We start from the raw sequence: 24293 nt of genomic DNA, 5'->3' as shown, positions 1-24293 counted from the left end.
GATAGGTTGTTCGCCCCATTACAACGGTATCAATTGTTTCATAAAACCGTTCATAAGAATCATCACTGACTGGTTTATCCACCGTTACCTCACCTAAAAAATCAATACCGCCTTGTGTATCTGCGATAAAACCATCAATGCTCACCGCAATATAAAGAATAACTTTTCTTTTCATAACCATCCGCCTTTCATTTATTACTAATAAATATAGTATACTCTAGAAAGGATAACGACATCATCCGACAATGTTATATCAGTGTCGGTCTTTGGAGGAAAATCATGAAATTAACCATTTGGAAAACCACTTATCGTTTATTAACTGAACAAAAAACACCTTTTTCAAAGCTATCTATCCGAGCAATTTGCGAAGCATGTGCGATTCACCATACCTCATTCTATTACCATTTTAACGATAAATTTGATTTATTTAACTTTGGTATACAGCAACTTTTAGCTGATTATGAACGGCTTTCAATACAAACTAAATTCACGTCACCTTTTAGTGTATCGAATACTTTCTTTAAAAATTCTGATTTACAATTATTAATAACCGCACAAACTCATGATCCACTCGCACCCTCATTAATTACCCGTTATGCTGAAAAACAATTAGTCAATGAAGCCTTTTTGTACCTTGAAAATAAAACGAGCAGTGTGCCACAACAATTATTGGCACAACAACTCGTCCGTACGATTTTCACTATCAGCGATTGGTCTCAAACGCAAAAACACATTTCCGATACTGAACTAGATGCCTTGTATCAAGAGTTGACTGCAAATTTATTTATATAGTGAGTTATTTGAATGAGAATGGTAATGATACTTCATATTGTGTATTTAAGCGTTGCAGCGATAAACAAATCATCCCATAAACATAGTAGGCATAAAAACCTTGCCGCACTGTGACTGTTGTTTTTTCAACTGCTGGAAAAACCGCTTCAATTCGCTCTTCTATTTTTTGCTTCACAGCAACAGTTGCATGTGTACCAAAAACAACGACATGATGCGGGTCATACATACTGACTAATGATTGTGCCGACTGAATGATATTTTCTTCGATATCTGTCGCAGTTACAACCGTTTCCCAATTTTGTTTGACAGGCAAATACTTAATTTCTCCCGCGAGACCATTCTTACCTTTTATCAATTTACCATTAAGATAAATCCCTGCCCCTGGCGGGTTTGAATCCGGGTAATATAGACCAACGACAGACTCACTCTGTAAGAATTTTTCACTAGTACAAAAACCAATAATTGCCGCATTAATATCATTTTCTAATATAACAGGTAATTGAAACCGTTCAGTCAATGTTTTTTCTAATTGAACATCCAGTAGTTTTTCAAAATCAATCATTGTTAATCTGCCATTGATTTCTTGTCCTGGAATCCCTACGCTGATTAATTTCAAAGTAGAGTAACGCGCAACATATGGCGCTAATGCTTCTATTAAAAACGACAGTGTTAGCTGCTGAACTTCCTTACGTTCTTCAACTATTGCCTCGCCAAAAGCATTTCCTACGACTATATCAACCACTTCATTTTCTTTTTCTTGGGATAAACACACCGTTAAAAATAATTCAAACTCACCATTGTATGCATATAAAGTTGCTTTACGTCCCGCTGTAGATTGTGTTTCTTTTAATTTTAATACTTCCTGACTATCCACCAATTCTTGAATAATCGCATTAATTGTGACAACACTCAAGCCGCTTATTTCAGATAATTCCGGCTTTGTCATCGTCTTTTTTGCTTTCAATATTTTACGCACCGTATTGACGTTGAGTTTTTTCATCAGTCTCGCATCGCCAATTTTCATGTCCACACCTCTTTTATATTCTCTACTACTTTGTTAAATAGTTATTTCAATTTGATTTCCTTCTGGATCTTTAATACAACTTTCATAATAACCGTCACCTGTTGTACGTGGTTGACTCACGACTTCATACCCCTCGTTTTCTAACTGTTCAGTGAGCTGATTCACCTTTTCTTTACTTCCTACGTTGACAGCTAAATGCGTCCAACCTACTCTGTATAAGCTGCTTTCTTCAGGCTTATTTTCTGGTCGTGTCATTAATTCGAGACGCGCACCTTCTTCAAAAGATAAAAAGTAGGTTTGTAATCCTGTTTTTGGATTGTGATATTTTTCGCCCGCAACACCGTGGAAATAAGTTTGATAAAACATACGCATTTTTTCTAAATCTAATACATATAAAGCAATATGATCAATCTTCATCGTTTTTCCCCCTTAATTTGTGGTTAGTAATCCGTCACATCAAAACGTTGATTTTTATAATAATAATCACGATCTTCTTCTGTAATTGCACGGACTACACGACAAGGGTTTCCCACGGCAATAACATTAGCGGGAATATCTTTCGTTACCACACTGCCTGATCCGATGACCGTATTTTCACCGATTGTTACACCAGGATTAACAACTGTATTACCACCAATCCATACATTATCACCGATAGTAATGGCAATGCCATATTCATAACCAGAATTACGCGATGTCGGATGAACAGGGTGCCCGGCTGTAAACAGCGATACATTCGGAGCAAATTGTACGTTTGATCCAATAGTGACAGGACCCACATCTAAAATCGTGCAGTTATAGTTGGCGTAGAAGTTTTCACCTACCGAAATATTTGCACCGTAATCACAGCGAAACGGTTGTTTGACTGTAATCGCTTCGCCCGTATTACCAAAAATAGCTTTGATCCCTTTCGATAACTCCTCACGTTGCGTGGGTAATAGTTGATTATACTTATGTACTTTTATTTTTAGTTCATCGCGTTCTTTTACTAAACTTGCATCTTTATTTGCGATATACGGCAGACCTGCTATCATGCGTTCTCTTTGATTCATTTTGACGCCTCCCTGACTTTATAAAGGTTCTTTATAAACAGTTTACGTCACCGTCTTAACCTTGTCAAACTTTAACTTTCACTTACGATTGGCACAAAAATACTCAGCCTGTATTCACTTCCCACATCTGTTGTCTCTAATGATGTGAGTTGGTAAGCCACGCTCCCTATCCCTGGTAAATTAAAGATTAATTGTAAGTCTGGGTCACGATTAATCGTATTGGCATGCCACATTTTTTTAAATGTTTCACTTTTTGCTTCGAGTGCCTGAATAAAAATGCCGTATTGTGGATCAGCGGTATATTTGCCGTAATTACCTTTAAAAATCGCCACAAATTGTGTAGCTAATTCCGTCCAATTGAGTGCCAAACGACGAATTGCCCTTTTTGTAAAAATCACATCAATCAAATTACGTTCGGTTACCTTCAATTGTTGAAAATCAATCAGCAATCGTGTTGCAGCATCATTCCAATCTACAATGTTCAAATAGCGATCAGTGACTAATACGGGATAGTCACTAATTGCCTGCACTACTTTATGTACATCTTTGTGTTTATGGGTGGTAGCAGGTTGTGTCGGTGCGACTGCCTCATATTGGTAGTGTACCGCTAGCGAGAGTAAATAATTATTTTCTTCAGGTGTTAGTTGTAATACATTGGCAATGGCACGTACTGTATCAACTGATAGCTGTATATTTTTCCCTTGTTCAAATCGTGTGTACCAACTTGTGCTCACACCAGCAAGCATTGCGACTTCCTCACGTCTTAAACCAATAACACGACGTCTTTGTCCTCCTAAGGGTAAACCGACTGCTTCTGGTGACAATGATGCCCGTTTGTTTGTTAAAAAAGTTGAAAGTTCTTTTAATCTTGTTTCCGCTTCCATTTTGATACACTCCCTTTTATTAGCCTATTACTTTTTATCCTACCATAAATACAGTTCTGTCATAGGATATAACAGCTTGCTATACTAGCATTATCTTAGATAAATGAAGGGTTGGATAATTATGCAAGAACGTGTTGTCATTACAGGCATGGGAATGATTTCCCCGCTTGGTTATACAGTTGATGAAAGTTATCACAATTTACGTGCAGGAAAATCGGGGATTCAAAAATTACAAAATAGTGACGCGCAGACAGCATTAATTGGCGGTGTCATTAATGATCCTTATTCACACAGCTCTATTACAGTTAAAGAGCGACGACGCTTAGATAGATTTGCCTTTTTCGCACTCGAAGCAGCACAGCAAGCGTTTGACGATTCAGGAATTGAAAACAACTGTGATCCTTATCGTTTGGGCACCTTTGTTGGATCGGGGATTGGCGGAATAGAAACATTGATTAACAATATTGAGCTCTACAACACAAGAGGTCCTCGTCGTGTGAGTCCTTCTTTTGTACCGATGATTATGCCTAATGCTGCCACGGGCAATATAAGTATCGCGTTTAATGCTAAAGGTCCTTCTTACGCGCCTGTTTCGGCCTGTGCTACAGGAAATACGGCAATTGGTGAGGCTTATCGTCAGATTAAAGCTGGTTATATTGACGCTGCGTTTGCTGGAGGAAGCGAGGCTTCAATGGTGCCTGTTGCTTTTGCTGGTTTTGCAAACGCTCGCGCACTTTCTTCTGCTTATACAGAAACACCAGAAGCTGCCAGCCGCCCGTTTGACGATGCTCGTGATGGTTTTGTAATGGGAGAAGGCGGTGCTGTTCTTATTTTAGAAAGTCTCAGTCATGCCCATGCTCGCGGCGCCAAAATCTATGCGGAGATAACAGGTTATGGCACCACAACCGATGCTCATCATCTTGTTGCACCTGAACCAACTGGCGATGGGGCTTATCGTGCGATGACCTTGGCATTAGCTGATGCCCATTTACAACCAAAAGATATTGATGTCATCAGCGCCCATGCTACAAGCACCCCTCTTGGTGATGCTATCGAAGCTGCCTCTTTACATAAGCTCTTCAAAGAGGAGTTAGCACATATTCCTGTTACTGCCAACAAATCGATGACCGGGCATTTATTCGGTGCTGCTGGTGCCTTCGAAGCTATCGCTCTTGCTAAAATGCTCGCAAATAATGAAATAACACCTACCCGCAATTATCGTTCGGATCATCACGAAGGCGAACTTAATTTGAGTGACAAATTAATAACGAAACCCCTCACACATGGCCTCAGCAATAGTTTTGGCTTTGGTGGCCATAATGCTGTGCTCGTGATAAGCGCCTTCACCTCTTAAAAAACAAAAAACTGACATTAAGAGTCAGTTTTTTTTGTTGGAAATAATAAATTTGAATTCAATAAATACTTCATTTGATACTTCACTGTTAACGCACGTAAAAAGGGCAATAACTCATCCGTGGTGGGTGAAAAATGCTCACTCAATTCACGGTAACGTACGAGCTCCTCAGGTGTTGCTATGCGTTTGAAATAGCCCCACACATGTTGATATGCATTTAACAATGAACCTCTTGTAGGAACCGTTTCATAAGCGTTCTGAATCAATCGACGATAGGAACCTTCTTTCTCTTCGTTCCATTCATTACCTTTGAACAACTGCCGTATGGCATTGTACTCTCTTTGGGAATGCGCCATTACATCGTATTTAAGTGCCGCCCATTCCTGCTGTTGCTCTCGCGTAACTTGCATTGAGTATCACTCCTCTACAATTTAAATACTGAAATCAACAGTTGTTTCACCAATGATCTCACCGTTTAATACCAAACGAAAAACATGCGTTCCTGTATAATGTTGACGCGTCGTTAAGTTTTTCCAAACGTAATTTTTCTCACCGCCATAAGTCTTCATTAGTGGCGTTATTTTCTTCTCACTTAAAAAGAAACGTTTAGTAGAAACCCCATGTTTTTTCACAAAATCCACTTCTAATAGAAGTCGTACGGTTGTTTTTTCACTTGCTAATGCGTCGAATGAATACGTAAACGTTGATGTCTCGCCCAAACTAACTGCAACACGATCAACATTAAACACAACATCCGTAAGTGTAATGTCAGAAGCAGCTGCATAATCTAACAGTGCCAACACATCTGACTGACCCTCTTTCAGCAATGTTCTTAACCCTTTACGTATGAGCCACATGACTTCTGCTGATGCGTTACTATGCCATTCACCCATCAATTCTATCACCAGCTGTGGATGGTCTTTGCTCAAGTCATTAATATTATTAGCCACACTTTTTCGTACATAAAGAGACTCATCATCTTTTAGTTGTTTTAAAATAGTGATAATATCAGCTGTTTGATCTACTAATCCCGGCACTTTTTTTGCCCATGGTAAACGCGTACGACATCCCTCGCTGGCTAAACGACGGACATGTTCATCAGTTGGATGTTGTGACCAAATCTTCATTTTCGTCATTGTTTCTTCGTAATGATTTGTTAGAAAGGCACGGATTGCAAATTCACCTGTCGAACCGCTTGTTAATTGCTCAAGTAATTGTAGCGCTACTGGCACATTATTTTGACCGTATTTCGCTACGTAATCAGGTAAAAAGATGTACGCTAGACCTTTACCTGTTTCTTGTATGTGTAACAATAGTGGTCCAACAACTGTCAGGTCTTTGTTTTCCAAACTCTCATGCAAAGCGCTTGAAAACCGGTCCACTCGACCCATTAACGTTAATTCTTCCCAACCTTTTGCCTCTATTTTTTGTTGAAAGAGCGCCTGGTTAAAGGTCGCATCATACTCTAAAATTGCTGACATGATTGTCTCCAAAAAAACTTCTGAATAAATATCCTTCACTAATGCCATTTCATAACCCCTTATTAATTTTTAGTTTGCATTGTTGAAAGAAGTGCTATGTTTTGCAAAGAAGCGCTGATAGGTTTGAACATTTTCTAATGCTGTCCAGTCACATGTATGCAATCCCGGTAAATCTAATTGATAAATGGTACTTTCCAATCCACCTAGTAAAAAAGGTGAATGTGTTGCAATAATAAATTGACAGTTTAAAAACCGTGCAGCATCAGCAATAAAATCAACTAGTTTCAACTGGTTTTCAGGTGTCAAGGACGCTTCTGGCTCATCTAACAAATAAATACCCTCGGGTTCAATAAAATCTTCATATATATGTTTTGCTGTTTCACCGTTTGAATATTTTTCTTGAGAGAAACTGAGCCTATCAATACTTTTCTTCATCTCATATGTTTCGAGATGCTCTGAACGCTCTGCTTTCGTCTCACCAAGCTTACCACGTTCATAGAAATAACCTTCACGCAAAATAGCTTCTTGCTGTATCTTTTTTATCTCATATAAGATATCTTCACTTTTGATATAACGACTATTTGCAGGTATATTAAAATCACGATTAGTCACTTCATCAAGCTCGAAACTAATCTGACTCTCATTCACATAGTTGGCAAAATAATCAACGCTACCTCCTTGTTTGGGTGGTTCTGCACCTGGTATCCCTAACTTTTGTGCCAGGATATTTAACAGCGTCGATTTACCAGAACCGTTAGTGCCATATAGTATTGTGACCGTATCAAATACGAGAACTTCTGAACGCTTATTGGCTAGAATATTGTACGGATAGATAGTACGCGCCTTCATTTTTTTAGCAGACAATTGAAAACTTCGTAGATAACGCATCCTGCCACTCCTCTAATTAATTGTTAGAACCATTATGAGAATGGGACTCTGAGTCTTCTACATAATCAATCGCAATCACTAACGCAATAATCGTATGTTCTAAACGCTCATCTTTAATTTCGACTTCAAACGTGTCACCCCAACTCAGCAACTTCTTTCTCACGCTTGCCACTCTTTGTCCATCACGCAGAACATCAAAGTTACGCTCCCACCAATCCCCATTGATTTCAAGACCTTCCGCTTCAATGTGATAACGCGTTTTGAACAAAGTTAATGCCTTCTTGATAATAATTTCTTTCTCACCCTCTACAGCGACATAAAACGTGGGATGCAAACTGAACATTTTTTTCGTAATAGTTGCTATTTCATTATCTTGTGTATCACGAATCACAAAGCTTTTTTTCATTGAAAACACACTGCCTTCAACAAAATATTTATCATTTTGCCGTTCATCTTTGACTGTGAATTTACCGCCAAGACTAAATACTTTTTGCTTAATATAAAGATAACTCATTATTTCAACATCCCTTCTCATTGGAATTAGCTTACTCCTATTATACACTCAACAGGTTAATTGCGTCGTTCCTCACTATCTGTAGCAGAGGTCGTCACTTCTAATGACAAATCCGCCTCCTCAAATAGATGTCGAATCGTTATCACAGCATCTCTTCCTGCTTTATCCCAGATAGGTGCCTCTGACAAATCAAGTCGCATCCCATCTTCTAGTGTTATGTTCTCAAAATAAGTGATCATCGTTTGGGCCGAAACAAAAAATAGCGGTCCCGTAACTTTCACAGTTTTATTTTCACGTGAAACATTAATGTTTGCTAATTGAACGATAAAAATCACCATGCTTAACAATACACCTACCAAAATACCAATTGCGAGATTGTGTGTGTAGACAACAAGTATTACTGTAACGACCATTATAGCAGTCTCAGTTGCTGGCAAACGGGGGATTTCTCGTAAGCTTGACCAACTAAAGGTTTTAACAGCAACCACAATCATAATGCCAATCAAGGCTGCTGTTGGTATTTGAACCATCACATCTTTGAAAAATACAATTAAAATGAATAAGGTCAACCCGGCAGTAAGTGTTGAGAGCCGTTTTCTTCCACCCGATTCCACATTGATGACTGCTTGGCCAATCATTGCACAACCAGCAGGGCCTCCAAAGAAACCTGTGATGATATTTGCTAACCCTTGTGACTTCACTTCGCGTTTATTATCACCCAGTGTTCCCGTCATTTTATTAATCAGCGGTAAGGTCAACAACGATTCCATTAAGCCAACAAAAGCGAGTGCAAGTGCCGTTGGCGTTATAATTACCAATGTTTCAAAAGTGAACGGTACCATTGGAATACCTGGTAAAGCTAAGACACCCGTCATCTCGCCTAAATCACCAACTGTTTGTAATTGTAGTTGCGGCATCAATGCAATACACGTCATCGCTACAATAATAATTAATGCGGGCGGCACGGCACGAGTGACACGTGGTAAAACATACATCAACACAACCGTAATTCCTACCACCGCATAAGTTGTTCCATTTTGATGCTCCAATTGTTGGATTTGCGCTAAAAAAATCAATAATGCCAAGGCATTTACAAATCCCATCATTACAGGTTTTGAAATGAACCGCATTAATTTATGTATCCCTAAATAACCGAATAACAACTGGAAAACCCCTGTTAAAATGGTGGCTGCAATCATATACTCGATGCCATAATTTTTAATTAACACGACCATTACTAGTGCCATTGAACCTGCTGCTGCTGACATCATCGCTGGTCGTCCCCCTGTTAAAGAAGTAACAATCGCTGTAATCACTGAGGCAAATAGTGCTGTCATTGGATTAACCCCTGCAATAATCGCAAAACCAATCACTTCCGGTATTAAAGCAACCGCCGTCACTAAGCCACCTAGCAGATCATTTTTTACATTTCCGAGCCACTCGTCTCGTTTGATACTTAGTAACATTTCTTACCTCCTTTATTTTACGTTAATAAAAATGAACAAAAAAAGATGTGGTTGAGTTACCCACATCTTTTCTGAGAGATTATTTAGCCGCACGTTTCAAATACGAACCATCCGCTGTGTTAACTTCTAACACTTCGCCTGCTTCAATGAAATCAGGAACGTTAACTGTTAAGCCAGTTTCCATCTTAGCTGGTTTACCTGAACCTGTTGCTGTCGCACCTTTAATTGAAGGTTGTGTTTCAACAACTTTTAATTCAACTGTTTTTGGTAACGTCACACCAATTACTTCAGTCCCATAAAATTGGATTTTAACTTCCATGTTTTCTAAGATATAAAGCATTTCATCTTCAACGATTGTAGTTGGAATTTCGTATTGGTCATATGTTTCTAAATCCATAAAAATCTCAATGTCATCTTGGTTGTATAAGTATTGAACTGGTTTTGATTCAATGTATGCTTTTGGCACTTTATCATCTGGACGCATTGTTGTTTCAATTGTAGAACCTGAACGGATATCTTTCAGTTTCATACGCATTACTGTGTTACCTTTACCTGGTTTATGATGACTTGCTTCCAATACTTTGATTAATTTACCATCTTGTTCAAATGTCATACCTGCTTTAAGATCGCTCACTGCTATCATTTTATGATTCTCCTTTTTTCTAACTATACTCTTTACTCATTGTAGCAAATTATCGGAAAATATTCTATAGAAAGACCAGCACTAACCGCTGTTTTTTTCTATATAAAGTGATTTTTTTAAACTTTTTAGATACACCTGTTTTCTTTAAAAGCCTCTAAAGTACTAATTAATCACTAATCAAGCTTTTTTTTGCGACGGAAAGAATAGACAATTACCGCTAGCCAAGATGCGATAGTCACACTCAAGGCGATTTTAAAGAGCACTGTCGAATGATAAGCGACACTTAAACGATTTTTACCGCTTTTTTGTTGAACAATCGGGGTGCCTAGTCCTGTTTTACGGATTTCTTTATCCACCAATTTCTCTCCATTTAACGTTAATTCAGTCGCCCTATATTTAACAATAGGCAGCGCCACTTCTTTACTTTCTTTGCCTTGCCACTCCAACCATAATTTACCATCTGCAACAGTTTTTGTTACTTGATGATTTTTATCAATAATAAGCTCTGCGTAATTTTTGTAGGTATTACCCGTTAGTTTATCATTGATTGGTAAATAATCAGGTGTGGATTTTTGCCAATATTGTAAACTTAGCGCTTTATCTTTAGCAAAAAACGACCTTTTTATTTCATCGTTATCTTTCTTACTAATAATTGTATAATATGATTGATTAAATTCTTTTGGGTTTTTATAATGCCACATGTCTACTGTCGCGTTGATAGCCAAAACTGCTTGTATGATACTCAAAATAACGGCAATGCTTACATACCAACGGAGTCGTGTTTTATGGATACGACCCGAATTAAGAATGAGTGCGAACGAGAAAAGCAATAATACCGTACAAGGAACAAAGAAACGAAATGGAAATTGAATCAATTCAATCAAAGGCACATGTGCCTTCATCAATGTTTCCCATGGTATCACACTGGTTGAAAGAATTAAAAAGAAAGCAGCTGTACTAATTACCACTTTATTTAATTTAGAAAAATCACGCCAATAGCGAATCGTAATAATTAATTGTATGAGCAAAATCACCACAAGAATCATTGGATTTATTAACCAATAACTGCTGTGATTATTAATCGTATTGAGTGACATGTTGTTATTCACAAATGGTGCTAAAATATTATTTTCCTTATATAGATTAAGGTAGCTCACCCATATATTGCAGGTGAGTATAAAGAATAAACCGATAGCCATCGCTAATTGTTTCACCATAAGACTTTTTTCTTTTGAAGCCAACCAACCACTAATTACAAAAGGAAGGTATATTAATCCTAAAATCAGACTTGTAAACACATGCGTTTGAAACATTAATGCCATTAATACTGCCAGTTGTATCGGATGAATACGTTGCTTTGTTATCATATCCCTAAGTGGAATTAAACAGAGCGGTAAAATACTGGCCCCCCAACTAGTAAAGCCTTGTCTAATCGTCCAGTATTGTACTGCAAATGTCGTCATATAGATGATGGCTGCTGCCACACTAATCTTTATTTTGACTTTATTGGTACGTAATAATGCATACATTGAAAATCCTGATAGCAGATACAATATAAAATTAGAAAGTACTTGATAATAAAACCACGAACCACTTGCCAACACTAATAAACCTTGTAGATAGGCAAACAATGGCCCATAAAAAGCATTTACAATACGCCCCGACTCTTGAAAACCAAACATCGAAATGAAATACTGGAAATTACCTGTTTTTATTTGCATCGCGGTATCATAAAATCGATTAAAATGAAAGATTGCATCTGATCCAATAATCATGCCTCGGCTAATAAGGTGAGGTATTATAAAAATAAATGCGACAATAATAATAATTAGAATTGGTGTTAACTTACTCCACTTGAATTTTTTCACGTTTATTAATTCCTTTCATCATTACTGAGAAGTCTATATATCTAGTACTGAATAGTTTTTATTAACCCGGTCATTATTCCTATTATATAGGATTCCGTTGCATTTTTCACTTATAAAGGGAAAAGGTACTATTTCATTTAAACTTCTACAATAAAAATAACCAGTCACCGATAAAACCGCTCACTGGTTACTAAACTATCTATTATTTACCTATACTCAAAAAAGTAGCGATGTTTTTGCAAACTTACTATTTTGCCATATCAATATGTTTGATGTCGTCTTCTAAGTAATAATCTGATACAGATTTAAAGCCAAAAGACCCATAAAATTTTTCCAAGTAGGCTTGTGCTTGTATTTTAACAAGTCTATTCGGGTATCGTTTATTAATTTCAGCTATAACAGTTGTTAATAATTTTTGTCCTTCACCCGTTCCCCGATATTTCGAAGCTGTGATAACACGTCCAAATGTAATATATTCCTCATTATCAATAATACGCGCGTATGCAACTAAATCTTGCTTTTCATCTACCTTAAATACATGTAAGCATGTTAAGTCCTCTATCGTTGGTTCTTGGAAGACACACTCTTGTTCAACGACAAAAACTTCAGAACGTGTATAGAGAATTGCAAATAGCTCTCTTGCTGTCATTTCCTCTAATTTCTTAACTTGCCATTCACTCATACTTCAATCTCCTCCCAACAAAAAATATTATTCCTATAATTTAACACAAAATTAGTAATATACCGAATTTAGGGTATTGTATAGTCTATCATTCTTTTGCTAAATAACTTCTATATTTTATCAATTTTTATAGTTCACCACCACCACTAAGGCTAAGGAAAGTAAAGAAGAACATGTAAGTTAATACTAACCAAGAGATTTTTTTATAAAAAATGCAAATATTTATCAATTAGTCCTTTTTTTGATATAATAATAGATAATACTGACTAATTGAAGTAGGAGGTTCCAACTTGAGAAAAATACTATCTACTCATGATTTACGCGTTTTGCATATTGTTGAGTACCTACATTTACATGAACAACCTTCTGTAAGTGAAATCTGTCGTTTTTTCAATATCACGTCGAAAACATTACGCACTGATATTAATTTTATAAATGAATATTGTATGCCTTTACACATTACAACCCATAATTTTGATGGTATCTTCCTGGATATACCACAAAACTATACCGTTGAATATCTTTATGAAACCATTCTTTCTAATAGTACTGAATTCAAAATAATCGAAACTGTTTTCTTTGATGAAACGCATACCGTTGACTCTTTAGCTGAAAAATTATACCTTAGCACATCAACAGTGCGTCGTCTCATTAAGCGTATTAATAAGGCATTAGTCCCTGAAGCTTTTTCTATCAGCCTTACTCCTCTAAAAATCGTAGGAAACGAGACAAATATTTGTAACTTCATCATCTATTATATCTCTGAAAAATATACGGGTCGAAAAAAACCTTTTTCTATAATACAATTGAATGTCCTTGATAAAATGTTTATTTCAGCTACAAAGTCTAATGGTCACACAGTAAATTTCCCTCAAATTGAAAAATTACGTATTTGGATAATGGTTATTATTATTCGTCTTCAAAATGGGAATCATACCGATGTGTATACACCCTTTTCAGAGGATGTTGATTTGTCTGCACTAGAAAACCCTCTGTTTAAAAACCTTTTCAAACTAACTTTCAAAGTAGAATTAACCGACGAAGTTATCTTTCGATTGTTTTATCCTTTTATAAATGAAAATTTTGCAGTTAATCAAGAAACACTTACTTCTATGGTCCAAAAAAAGTCTGAAGTAGCGGAAAAAGTTACTGCTCTACGTACATTATTAGATAATATTGCTTTAAAAATGAATATCCCACAACCTAACCAAAATGAGGTATTACTCAACCTCTATAATATTAGTATCTTCCAATATGGGAAACCATATATACTATACAATCGTTACCAATATTTTGTTGATAGTATTGAAAAAGATTACCCCGAATTCATCGCTGTCTTCAAAGAAGAACTTAGCAAAAGTAATTTAGGTGAATTAGAGACGCATACAATTAATTCATTTGCCTATACTATTTTTACAAATTGGCAAAATCTAATGCTTGAGCTAGAAAAATTAGCACCCAAAATGTCAGTTGGTTTATTTTTCAATACTGACGTGGAACATATGCGCATGTTAAAAGATAAAATCACATATCTTTTTAATAACAATCTCGAATCGACTATAATAATGGACCTTTCACTCAAGTCATTTACGAAACATGCTCAAAAATACGATATTGTACTGACTAATATAACTGGATTACACGTCAATAATGTGCCTGTATTTTGCGTACCTGTTTTCCCGACAACAAAAGATTGGGTAGTTATTCATAACTACTATGAAAAAAACATAAAAACCTCTCCCAAATGAAATAAGAATGTTCAACCATTCTCTTCCGTCTAAGAAAAAGTTTTTATGAAGTAGCACATTATTTATAGGCATCTTTTATAACATCTGATATTGTATAACTCCTAGTATCAAAACGATTCCGTGATTTTGAGTATTCGAATGGGATACCATTTTGTTGATACACAACTTGTTCAACTTCTAATACCGGTGTTGTTTTTTTACAATTGAGATATTCAATATCATATTTATCTGGAATATCTGCGTGTATTTTACGATAAGCACCACCAATAACCAATCCTAGTTCTTCTTTGATGTATCTGTAAATTGATTTTTCTAATATAGATGGCACTAACTTTTCAACAATACTTGCAACAAAATAAGTTTTTTCTAATACATACGCTTTTTTGTCTACTAAACGTAGACGATGCACAAAGTAAACGGCATCTGTCTCTTTAATCATTAATAATTGTTGGAGTGCTTCATCGGGAAATTCAATTTTAAATTCAATGATTTTACTGGTGATTTCTTTATGTTTCATCTGAACTGTTAGACCTTGGTATTCTATTGCCAAACTATCGTTTTGATTCCATAAGGCATTTTTTAGTACCCGTGTGCCCATACCTCGCTTACGATATACAAGACCTTCCATTGCTAAAATATCAATTGCTTTTTTCACGGTCATACGACTCACTTCGTATTGTTCAGCTAACGTGACTTGATCGGGCAAAAGATTATCGGCCTTATACTCACCGCTTTGTATTTTATGCCTGATATCATCTGCTATCAGTTTATATTTCAGCATCACTTTCACTCCTCTATAACTAAAAAAATGAAGACCAGAGGTCTTCATTTCATTATCGCATAGATTATAACTTTGTTGAAGCATTGACCTTTTCAAATATTTTCAAGAATGGGAACCAGCATAAAACAACAATAACAAGATCGAGTAGTTGTAAAATCCCACCCATCACTGAGTTAGTTGCCATCATCCCACTTAAGAAAATTGGAACTGTCCAAGGTACTGTAACTCCTGTTGGAATCGGGAAGATTCCTAGTGCCATGACCGCATAGTTGAAAGAGGTAACAATGAGTGGTGTGATTACCCACGGAATCATAATCGTCGCGTTCAAAACAATTGGAAGTCCAAAAATAACCGGTTCATTCACATTAAAAACCCCTGGCGCTAGAGCTAAACGACCAATTTCTTTCATCTGTTTATTTTTAAAGAAAAACGCCATCATTAATACAACGGCCAATGTCATACCAGAACCACCTAAACCAACTGTATACGTTTCCATAAATGATTTAGAAATAATATGTGGTAATTCATCACCTAATTTGTAGGCTGCTAAATTTTCTAGTGACAGTGTTTGCCAAATCGGGTCCATTACCGAGTTCACAATCACTTGGCCATGCAAGCCGAAAAACCATAACAACTGAGCAAATAAAAGTGCGACTAATGTTGCAGGTAAACCACTACCTAATCCAACAAGCGGTTTTTGTATAATTGTGTATACAACATCGTGTAAGTTTGTGTTAAAAAAGCCATTGACAGCAGCATTTAAAAGTAAGAATACGGTCAATGTTGTAATCGCAGGAATTAACGCAGCAAAAGAGCGGCTAACTGCCTCAGGTACGCCATTTGGCATCTTAATCGTAATACCTTTTTTAGTGATGCGCACATATATTTCTGCAGCAATGAATGCGGCTATCATTCCGATAAACATCCCTTTTGCACCTAATCGGTCAAGTGAAAGTGCACCTGTAACCGCTGCGCCTTCTGCTGTTTCGAAGAAAAATGGAGTAAGAATTAAGAAAGATGCTAAGGCGACGACACCACCAAATACACCATCTTCACCATAGGATTTAGTAAGATAATACCCAATACCAAATGCTACAAATACTGTCATGATAGACATTGTTGCATTTTGACCATTCCCCAATAATGTATTCAGTTGTAATGAAACATTTTCGGGCCAAAAAGGTAAGTTATTTAATACAACGACAAGTGAACCAAACATTGTTAATGGAAATGCCAACATAAAAGCATCTCTCAGAACAGTTAAATAACGATTTTGGCCTAATTTAGCAGCCAACGGCATCATTTTCTCAGCAAATTTATCAATCCATCCATTCATTTCAATTCCCCCTAATTATCAAACCCATTATTGTCAGCAACAGTTTTAAACCAGTGACCACTTTTCTTAATTGTTCGTTTCCCCTCATTGTCGATATCGACAGACACAAAGCCATAACGGTTCTTATAAGCATTAGTCCATGACCAGTTATCAATTGCTGTCCACATGTGATACCCCTTCACATTACTGCCTTCTTGCAGTGCATCATGAACATAACGGAGATGTCCCGCCACAAAATCAATTCGGTAATCATCTTCTATACTGCCATCTTCTTTTATAAAGCGCGCTTCGTTTTCGACACCCATTCCATTTTCTGAAATAAAACATGGAATATTACCATAATTGTCGCGAAGATTAATTAATAAGTCGTAAACGCCGCGTTCATATATTTCCCAACCGCGGTAAGGATTCATTTTTTTATTTGGCATATCGTACATATCAAAGTAATCATCAGGCATTGGTACTAAAGGATTTTTTGGTGTTTCCTTCGCTTTCACACGGCGAGGATGGTAATAATTAACACCTAATAAATCCACCGTATTCTCCTTAATAATGTCTAAATCATTTGCTTCATATTCGGGGAGCATACCTAACTCTTTTACAATATCAATGAGTTCTTGTGGAAAGGTACCCTTAATAGCCGGATCTAAAAACGAACGATTGAAGAACGCATCACAAATAATTGACGCCTTTACATCCTCTGGATTATTAACATCACGAGGATAGCTAGGTGTGAGGTTTAAAATAATACCAATTTCTCCATCAAGATTTAATTGACGATAAGCCGAAATTGCCATCGCACTTGCTAAATTCTCATGGTACCCAACTTGTATCGCTTTGCGTAAATCAACGATTGCTGGGTAATGAAATTGGTAAAGATAACCGCCTTCGACGGGTACAATCGGTTCATTATTGGTGAACCATTTTTTGACACGATCGCCAAATAATTCAAAACAGATTTTAGCATAACGCACATACGCCTCAACTGTTGCACGACTTTCCCAACCGCCTTTTTCCATCAATGACATTGGCATATCAAAATGATATAAATTGATAAAAGGCTCAATATCATTCGCTATCAGTTCGTCAATGTATTCGTTGTAAAAACGAACCGCATCCTGATTAACTTCCCCATCACCCGTTGGAATTAAACGACTCCACTGAATAGATGTTCGAAAGGAATTATGTCCTGTTTCTTTTAACAATTGAACATCTTCTTTGAAACGCAAATAGGTATACGATGTTTTTTCAGGTCCAACTTGATCAAAAAACAGTTCTGGCTTTTGTTTATACCAATAATCCCATGTACTGTCACCTTTATTATCACCAGGGAATACCCCTTCAGTTTGTGGGCCACTTACCGCTGAACCCCACCAAAAATCTTTTGGAAAATTATATTTCATCATTAAACGCTCCTTTTATAACAAACTTTTTAGTTGTTTAATTTTTCTAAAGCAGCCGCTAAAACATTGCCGCCATTCATCAAACCGTAGTCACTCATGTTGATGACATCTAACTTCACATCTCGTTCACCAATTTGTTGCGCTACTTGTTTTTCAGCATAACGTACTTGTGGGCCTAATAAAATAATGTCGATGACCTCTTTTTCTAACTGTTGTGGCACTTCTGAAACAGAAACTGCGTATATTTTTGCATCTAGACCTTGTTCTTTGGCAGCTGCTTGCATTTTTGTAACCAATAAACTCGTACTCATCCCTGCTGAACAAGCTAACATAATTGTTTTTTCTGGCATTTTAACTTCCTCCTTTTATCAAAAGACTATACTTATGTTTATAATATACTGTACTTTTTAACAATTGTCACGCTTTTTTTGAAAGCGCTTTAAATTTAAAAAGAAATCGCCTTCAATTAATTGAGTATTTCCACATAATTCGGCTATATTTTTGTTGCATCATGAAATATAAATCTTTACGGTATTGACAGCCCTTACATTTTTTGCTAATCTGAAACCAATACCATAGATGTTATTACTTCGGGTAAGCATGCTATTTGTTAATTACTACCTATTTTAATTAGTTAATTTTGGATGTTATCACATTATTGTGAGCATGACCTATTTGCATTTCATAAGAAATGATAAATAGGATTTTTTTTTGGCAGGTGATTTTATGATAATAAAGCGTGTACTTAATAATAATACAGTTATTTCGACCAACAAGAGTGGGTTTGATATCCTTGTCATGGGACGAGGCATTGCCTTTGGTAAGAAAAAAAATCATGAAATCGATATGGAATTAGTTGAAAAAACGTTTTTATTAAGAGATAAATCGATGCAAAATAAATTCACAGAGCTATTGCTTGATGTGCCGATGGAGCATATATTAGTCGCTGAGACCGTTATAAACTTCGGGAAAATCAAGCTCGGAAAAGCCCTCAATGAAATTATTTACGTCAACCTAACCGATCATATACACTCTGCTGTCGAACGTTATAACACAGGAATAATTTTAAAAAACCCTTTGCGTTGGGATATCAAACGCTTCTATCCTGATGAATATGCGATTGGAGAAAAAGCGATTGAAATTGTCCAAAAAAATTTAGGTGTTCAGTTTGAGATAGATGAAGCCGCTTTTATTGCCATTCATTTTGTGAATGCTGAAGAGGGGAAATCCTTCGATTATGCCTATGAAATTGCTGAAATCACAAAAAACATTGAAAATATTATTAAAGAAAAATATCGTACGGAGTTTGATGAAACATCACTTGATTATTACCGTTTCATAACGCATGTGAAATTTTTTGCACAACGTATTTTAACGAGTGACCATTATGATGATGAAGACTCTGAATTACTCATGATTTTAAAAGAAAAATATCGCAATGAATATGAATGTGCCATTCTTATTCATGATTATGTTGAAAAAACATTTGATTACCCTCTTAGTTCAACAGAATTATTATATTTAACCGCACACATTCGACGTATCACTAAAAATTTATAATTAGGGTGCTTGCTGTCACTAAAGACGGCGCATGACCTAAAGCCTTGTTTTTTTGGGGCTTTAGGTCTTTTTTTATTAAAGGAGGAAAAAAGATGGAATATACAAATACTGCAAAAGAAATACTCAAAACGGTCGGTGGCGAAGATAATATTGAATCATTAGTACACTGTATGACTCGCTTACGCTTTGTATTAAAAGATGAATCACAAGCAGATGATGCTTATATGAAAAATATCCCAGGCGTGATGGGTGTAATGAAAAAAGGTGGCCAATATCAAGTCATCATGGGGAATGATGTCGCTTCTTATTTTAAAGAGTTACAAAAAATAAGCACGTTCAGTACCAATGCCAACACAACCAGTTCAAAAAAGAAAAATCCATTTGAAGCTTTTGTCGATATCATTTCTAGTTGTATGTCGCCTCTGATTCCAGCATTACTAGGTGGTGGGATGATTAAAGTTTTACTCATTCTGTTGCCACTAATGGGACTGTTAGATGCAAAGGGACAAACGTATACTATTTTGGCATTTTTTGGTGATGCGCCCTTCTATTTCTTACCGATTATGTTAGCTTATACTGCTGCTATCAAATTTAATGTCACACCAATGCTCGCTGTCAGCGTTGCTGGCATCATGCTTCATCCAAATTTTGTGGCTATGGTAACTGCAGGAGATCCAGTCTTTCTATTTGGAATACCTGTGACACTTGCTTCCTATTCTTCATCCGTTATCCCGATTTTAATAATGGTCTGGTTAATGCAATACATCGAATCTTTTTTCGAAAAAATAATCCCGACTGCTATTAAAAGTTTTATGAAACCTTTACTCATTATTTTGATTTCTGGTTTCTTAGCTCTTGTTGTCGTAGGTCCATTAGGTACGTATGCAGGCGAGTTACTTTCAACAATTATTCTTGGCATTCAAGATAAAGCAGGCTGGCTTGCACTTGGATTGATGGCTGCCTTTATGCCTCTTATCATCATGACAGGTATGCATTGGGCATTTGCACCGATCTTTTTAATTGCCTCACCTGCAACACCCGATATTTTAATTTTGCCAGCAATGTTAGCTTCTAATATTGCGCAAGGTGCTGCTACTTTAGCTGTTTCACTTAAAGCGAAAAATAAAAACTTAAAACAAATTTCAGCAGCCGCAAGTATTTCTGCGTTAGTCGCCGGTGTTACCGAACCAGCTCTTTATGGCGTTAACCTTAAGTTGAAAAAACCACTGTATGCGGCAATGATATCAGGCGGGATAGTCGGTATTTATATTGGCATTACTGGATTAAAATCGTTTGCCTTTGCAGTGCCTTCTGTTGTTTCTTTACCACAATTTATCGGGGGCGGTAGTAATATTAACATCTTTAATGCGCTTGTTGTCACTGTAGGTTCGTTCCTCCTCACATTTATCCTTACATGGATTTTTGGTTTTGATGAGGAACCAGAAAACGCGCCGGTCCCAAACTCGGAAGCTGAAAATACGGTGCAATCTGGCAGTGGCGATACAAAAAAAATTGCTGCCCCAACTTCTGGTAAAGTCGTACCGTTAGAAAAAGTAGCTGATACGGTTTTTTCTGAAAAAATGATGGGTGATGGTATTGCGATTCTCCCTGATGATAATACTTTCGTAGCACCCTTCAATGGTACAGTTACCACAGTCTTCCCTACAAAACACGCCATTGGTTTAACTAGCGATAGCGGCATTGAACTCTTGATTCATATCGGACTTGAGACCGTTTCATTGGATGGGAAATTTTTCACAACTTTTGTTGAAGCTGGTGACACAATTACTGAAGGTCAAAAGCTCGTAGAAGTGGCGTTAGACCAACTTATTGCCGCAGGTTATGACATAACTACACCAGTTATAGTGACAAATACAGACGCTTATATTGATATCATTTCAAAAGATGTGACAACTATTAAAAAATCAGAAACCATTTTATATGTGGTCTAAGGAGGATAAAACAATGCAATTTCCAAAAGATTTTTTATGGGGTGGCGCTATTGCCGCAAACCAAATCGAAGGTGCCTATAATAGTGACGGTAAAGGATTAAGTGTTCAAGACGTTACGCCACGAGGGTGGAGAGAACGACCGACTGAAACACCGACTTCAGATAATATGAAATTAGAGGCGATTGACTTTTATCATCGCTACAAAGAAGATATTCGTTTATTTGCTGAGATGGGCTTCAAAGTATTCCGTCTTTCGATTGCATGGTCACGCATTTTTCCTAATGGTGATGAGCACACTCCAAATGAAGCTGGCCTTGCTTTTTATGATGATTTATTTGACGAGTGTCATAAATATGGGATTGAACCACTTGTTACGCTCTCACATTACGAAACGCCGCTTCATCTTTCTAAAGAATACGATGGTTGGCGTAATCGTGAGTTAATTGGGTTTTTTGAGCATTATGCTCGGACAGTTTTCTTACGCTATAAAGGAAAAGTGAAATATTGGCTCACTTTTAATGAAATCAATTCAATCGCACACACACCTCTATTAAGTGGTGGGATTTATACACCAAAAGAAGAGTTAACTGAACAAGACCTCTATCAGGCGATTCATCATGAATTAGTAGCAAGCGCGCGCGTCGTTAAAGCCTGTCATGACATCTTACCTGATGCTCAAATTGGCTGTATGATTTTGGGAATGCCTGTTTATCCCTTAACACCGCAACCCGAAGATGTGATGAAGGCTTTACAAACAGAAAGAGAAAACTACTATTTTTCTGACATTCAAGTGCGTGGTTACTATCCAAGTTACAGCAAACGATTATTAAAAGAAAAAGGAATCGAACTCGTTATCACACCTGAAGATATCGTTGATTTAAAGCACACGGTCGACTTCGTTTCATTTAGTTATTACATGAGTACATGTGAATCAAGTAACCCTGATCATAAGGGTGGCGAAGGTAATATTATCGGCGGGGTTCCGAATCCTTACTTAGAAGCTAGTGAATGGGGTTGGCAAATTGACCCTGTCGGCTTACGTTTTTATTTAAATACGCTTTATGATCGTTACCAAAAGCCTGTTTTCATTGTCGAAAATGGCTTAGGTGCAGTAGACGAATTAATTACATTACCTGATGGTACTAAAACAGTTTTAGATGACTACCGAATTGCTTATCTCAATGATCACCTTGTACAAGTAGGTGAAGCCATTAAAGATGGCGTTCCTATCATGGGCTATACAGCCTGGGGTTGTATTGACCTTGTAAGTTTCACCACCGCTGAACTAAAAAAACGTTATGGTTTTATCTATGTCGATCGTCATGATGATGGTAGTGGAACTTTCAAACGCTTTAAGAAAAAAAGTTTTTCTTGGTATAAAGAAGTCATTGCGAGCAATGGTACTTCTTTGAAATAATAGCAAAATCCCCTTGTAAATACGTATTTTACAAGGGGATTCTTTATTTATAGGGATACAGTACAATTGCACCTTTATCATACTCTCCAATATAGATATCACTCATTTGATACCCTTTTTCAGTGAGTTTGTCCAATACCCATACCGCATCTTTTTGTATCAAATCCAATACATCTTCATTTATCTGTCCATCGATAATCAATGGGTATTTAATATTATCATCACCGTATTGAATCACAGTTAATTGTCCATTTTGTTCCATTACTGCCCGTTTAACAGTTTTTATCTCATAAATACCTAATGCCCTTAGTTTAAAAGTGAGGTCATTGCCTGATATACCTGCTCGTAAGCAAGCCTCCACAATTACTTTACCATTGATAATAAGACCCACAGGTCGTCCATCAATGATATTTTTGGCAAAACGATTATGATTTTTCAAGAATTTCAGAGTAAATACCACAATTGTCCAAATAACGAGCACTAAGAAAAATTGTAAGATTGTAATGTCTTGATTGTAGATCACACCACCGATAATACCACCCAACACATAATTTTGAACCTGATCCATTGCTGAAGATGGCGCTAAATTACCTTTACCCAGTAAATTTATTTGAAAAATCAAACAGATAAACCCTAAACTTAGCTTCACAATCGCTGTATAATATAGTTCCATTATTAATATGCCCTCATTTCTTACTTATGTGTTTTAACGATATCAATATTCTTATCTAACAACTTAACTTCCTTTAAATGATACGCTTCTAAGTTAGGGTTAAGTTCTACCTGATAATAGGAGTCTTCTAATTTAATAATCATATCATTGCCTACACTCGTCGTATTTACCAATATTTTTGATGTCGGTACTTGTTCTTCATTGCTAACCGATTCAATAAAAACAGCCATTTGAGCTGATTGTGATAAATTATTTTGATCCTGCGAATAATCCGTGAATTGTATGCCGATAATAAATATTAAAAGCAAGCAAAAAATTATGCTAAGATCACGATATTTTGTCTGCAATTTATCACGCATATACTTAAAAGTCACAAAACTTAAAAAAAGTAAAATAACGATTGTTAAACCATACTTCACATAATTAGTTAGATTAGATTCATTCATGAGATATTCATATGTATAAAATGACATGTTATTTGACACCTCCCTATATATCTCTTTATTTTACCTAACGTCTTATTCATACGTCAATATCAATTCCTTATACACTCATCAAAAGGGTCTGCTTTTGATACTCTAAATATACCTCACATCTTGAATAATAAATGATGTAACTAAAAAAACGCCAAGACTTTTTTGCAAAAGTCTTAACGTTCCATTTTATTTTATGATTGAATACCACTAATTATAATCTTATGATTAGTCGTAAATAAAATCATGCCTTTATTTAAGTTCGAAATTGTATACTTCTTTGCCTGCTTTATCAAGCACTT

24 protein-coding genes are annotated in these 24293 nt (G+C 36.4%); 6 read left to right on the top strand and 18 right to left on the bottom strand.

The annotated features are described in order from the left end of the window. The first annotated feature begins 279 nt into the window (after window positions 1–279). Window positions 280–792 carry a TetR/AcrR family transcriptional regulator gene (locus IKV95_RS00845; RefSeq protein ID WP_287451306.1) on the top strand — a complete coding sequence of 171 codons (513 nt, stop codon included), beginning with the start codon at window positions 280–282 and terminating at the stop codon, window positions 790–792. Window positions 793–796: 4 nt separating this feature from the next. Here the strand turns inward: IKV95_RS00845 and IKV95_RS00840 are convergent, their stop codons facing one another. The 4 genes from IKV95_RS00840 to IKV95_RS00825 all read right to left on the bottom strand — a co-directional run bounded on the left by IKV95_RS00840 (window position 797) and on the right by IKV95_RS00825 (window position 3752). Then, entirely contained in the window at window positions 797–1816 is a 1020-nt protein-coding gene (locus tag IKV95_RS00840; protein ID WP_069118604.1) for an ROK family protein, read from the bottom strand. Between the two features lie 33 nt (window positions 1817–1849). Beyond that, window positions 1850–2233 carry a VOC family protein gene (locus IKV95_RS00835; RefSeq protein WP_029091069.1) on the bottom strand — a complete coding sequence of 128 codons (384 nt, stop codon included), beginning with the start codon at window positions 2231–2233 and terminating at the stop codon, window positions 1850–1852. Window positions 2234–2256: 23 nt separating this feature from the next. Continuing rightward, window positions 2257–2868 carry a sugar O-acetyltransferase gene (locus IKV95_RS00830; protein WP_069136376.1) on the bottom strand — a complete coding sequence of 204 codons (612 nt, stop codon included), beginning with the start codon at window positions 2866–2868 and terminating at the stop codon, window positions 2257–2259. A 71-nt stretch (window positions 2869–2939) separates the two neighbouring features. Continuing rightward, entirely contained in the window at window positions 2940–3752 is an 813-nt protein-coding gene (locus tag IKV95_RS00825) for a helix-turn-helix domain-containing protein (protein WP_036027049.1), read from the bottom strand. 121 nt (window positions 3753–3873) lie between these two features. Between IKV95_RS00825 and IKV95_RS00820 the strand changes: the two genes are divergently transcribed. Then, window positions 3874–5106, top strand: a complete 1233-nt coding sequence (locus IKV95_RS00820; protein WP_069118607.1) for a beta-ketoacyl-[acyl-carrier-protein] synthase family protein — start codon at window positions 3874–3876, stop codon at window positions 5104–5106. Between the two features lie 17 nt (window positions 5107–5123). Here IKV95_RS00820 and IKV95_RS00815 read toward each other — a convergent pair whose 3' ends face one another. The 8 genes from IKV95_RS00815 to IKV95_RS00780 form a co-directional block, all read right to left on the bottom strand. Beyond that, window positions 5124–5516: a YbgA family protein gene (locus IKV95_RS00815; RefSeq protein WP_287451305.1), complete on the bottom strand. Its 393-nt coding sequence runs from the start codon at window positions 5514–5516 to the stop codon at window positions 5124–5126. Between the two features lie 21 nt (window positions 5517–5537). Further along, complete coding sequence (locus IKV95_RS00810) at window positions 5538–6635, bottom strand: DNA alkylation repair protein (protein WP_287451304.1); 1098 nt, start codon at window positions 6633–6635, stop codon at window positions 5538–5540. A 21-nt stretch (window positions 6636–6656) separates the two neighbouring features. Then, on the bottom strand, window positions 6657–7475 hold the full coding sequence (locus tag IKV95_RS00805) for an AAA family ATPase (RefSeq protein WP_069126160.1): 819 nt from the start codon (window positions 7473–7475) through the stop codon (window positions 6657–6659). Window positions 7476–7491: 16 nt separating this feature from the next. Continuing rightward, complete coding sequence (locus tag IKV95_RS00800; protein WP_029091063.1) at window positions 7492–7989, bottom strand: LURP-one-related/scramblase family protein; 498 nt, start codon at window positions 7987–7989, stop codon at window positions 7492–7494. 56 nt (window positions 7990–8045) lie between these two features. Beyond that, on the bottom strand, window positions 8046–9455 hold the full coding sequence (locus IKV95_RS00795; protein ID WP_287451303.1) for a SulP family inorganic anion transporter: 1410 nt from the start codon (window positions 9453–9455) through the stop codon (window positions 8046–8048). A gap of 79 nt (window positions 9456–9534) precedes the next feature. Beyond that, on the bottom strand, window positions 9535–10098 hold the full coding sequence (efp, locus tag IKV95_RS00790; protein ID WP_029091062.1) for an elongation factor P: 564 nt from the start codon (window positions 10096–10098) through the stop codon (window positions 9535–9537). 173 nt (window positions 10099–10271) lie between these two features. Beyond that, window positions 10272–11966: a glycosyltransferase family protein gene (locus tag IKV95_RS00785; RefSeq protein ID WP_069126154.1), complete on the bottom strand. Its 1695-nt coding sequence runs from the start codon at window positions 11964–11966 to the stop codon at window positions 10272–10274. Window positions 11967–12213: 247 nt separating this feature from the next. Then, a complete protein-coding gene (locus IKV95_RS00780; RefSeq protein WP_029091061.1) occupies window positions 12214–12648 on the bottom strand; it encodes a GNAT family N-acetyltransferase in 435 nt (144 codons plus the stop codon). Between the two features lie 290 nt (window positions 12649–12938). Here IKV95_RS00780 and IKV95_RS00775 point away from each other — a divergent pair, with 290 nt between their 5' ends. Continuing rightward, the gene (locus tag IKV95_RS00775) at window positions 12939–14396 is read left to right on the top strand and encodes an AcpB/EbpR/MafR family transcriptional regulator (protein ID WP_287451302.1); all 1458 of its coding nucleotides are present in this window, start codon (window positions 12939–12941) and stop codon (window positions 14394–14396) included. A gap of 58 nt (window positions 14397–14454) precedes the next feature. Here IKV95_RS00775 and IKV95_RS00770 read toward each other — a convergent pair whose 3' ends face one another. The 4 genes from IKV95_RS00770 to IKV95_RS00755 all read right to left on the bottom strand — a co-directional run bounded on the left by IKV95_RS00770 (window position 14455) and on the right by IKV95_RS00755 (window position 18266). Continuing rightward, the gene (locus IKV95_RS00770) at window positions 14455–15177 is read right to left on the bottom strand and encodes a GntR family transcriptional regulator (RefSeq protein ID WP_029091058.1); all 723 of its coding nucleotides are present in this window, start codon (window positions 15175–15177) and stop codon (window positions 14455–14457) included. A 64-nt stretch (window positions 15178–15241) separates the two neighbouring features. Beyond that, window positions 15242–16513 carry a PTS cellobiose transporter subunit IIC gene (celB, locus tag IKV95_RS00765; protein ID WP_029091057.1) on the bottom strand — a complete coding sequence of 424 codons (1272 nt, stop codon included), beginning with the start codon at window positions 16511–16513 and terminating at the stop codon, window positions 15242–15244. Window positions 16514–16524: 11 nt separating this feature from the next. Next, a complete protein-coding gene (locus IKV95_RS00760) occupies window positions 16525–17916 on the bottom strand; it encodes a glycoside hydrolase family 1 protein (RefSeq protein WP_176718524.1) in 1392 nt (463 codons plus the stop codon). Between the two features lie 29 nt (window positions 17917–17945). Continuing rightward, entirely contained in the window at window positions 17946–18266 is a 321-nt protein-coding gene (locus IKV95_RS00755) for a PTS sugar transporter subunit IIB (protein WP_069118615.1), read from the bottom strand. 376 nt (window positions 18267–18642) lie between these two features. On the opposite strand from IKV95_RS00755, the gene licT reads away from it, so the two are divergent. The 3 genes from licT to IKV95_RS00740 all read left to right on the top strand — a co-directional run bounded on the left by licT (window position 18643) and on the right by IKV95_RS00740 (window position 22845). Further along, complete coding sequence (gene licT, locus IKV95_RS00750) at window positions 18643–19476, top strand: BglG family transcription antiterminator LicT (RefSeq protein ID WP_029091054.1); 834 nt, start codon at window positions 18643–18645, stop codon at window positions 19474–19476. Window positions 19477–19568: 92 nt separating this feature from the next. After that, complete coding sequence (locus tag IKV95_RS00745) at window positions 19569–21428, top strand: beta-glucoside-specific PTS transporter subunit IIABC (RefSeq protein WP_287451301.1); 1860 nt, start codon at window positions 19569–19571, stop codon at window positions 21426–21428. A gap of 13 nt (window positions 21429–21441) precedes the next feature. Then, a complete protein-coding gene (locus IKV95_RS00740; RefSeq protein ID WP_287451300.1) occupies window positions 21442–22845 on the top strand; it encodes a glycoside hydrolase family 1 protein in 1404 nt (467 codons plus the stop codon). A 43-nt stretch (window positions 22846–22888) separates the two neighbouring features. Here the strand turns inward: IKV95_RS00740 and IKV95_RS00735 are convergent, their stop codons facing one another. Both IKV95_RS00735 and IKV95_RS00730 read right to left on the bottom strand, forming a co-directional pair. Continuing rightward, window positions 22889–23518, bottom strand: coding sequence for a DUF421 domain-containing protein (locus tag IKV95_RS00735; protein ID WP_069118618.1), 630 nt, complete (start codon window positions 23516–23518; stop codon window positions 22889–22891). Between the two features lie 20 nt (window positions 23519–23538). Next, entirely contained in the window at window positions 23539–23991 is a 453-nt protein-coding gene (locus IKV95_RS00730) for a DUF3290 domain-containing protein (RefSeq protein ID WP_029091050.1), read from the bottom strand. Window positions 23992–24293: the final 302 nt, after the last annotated feature.

Origin of the sequence: Brochothrix sp., from assembly GCF_017549435.1 — a bacterium.
GTDB classification, from domain to species: domain Bacteria; phylum Bacillota; class Bacilli; order Lactobacillales; family Listeriaceae; genus Brochothrix; species Brochothrix thermosphacta.
The sequence above is the reverse complement of the archived record's forward strand: the minus strand, read 5'-3'. Positions and strand labels throughout refer to the sequence as shown.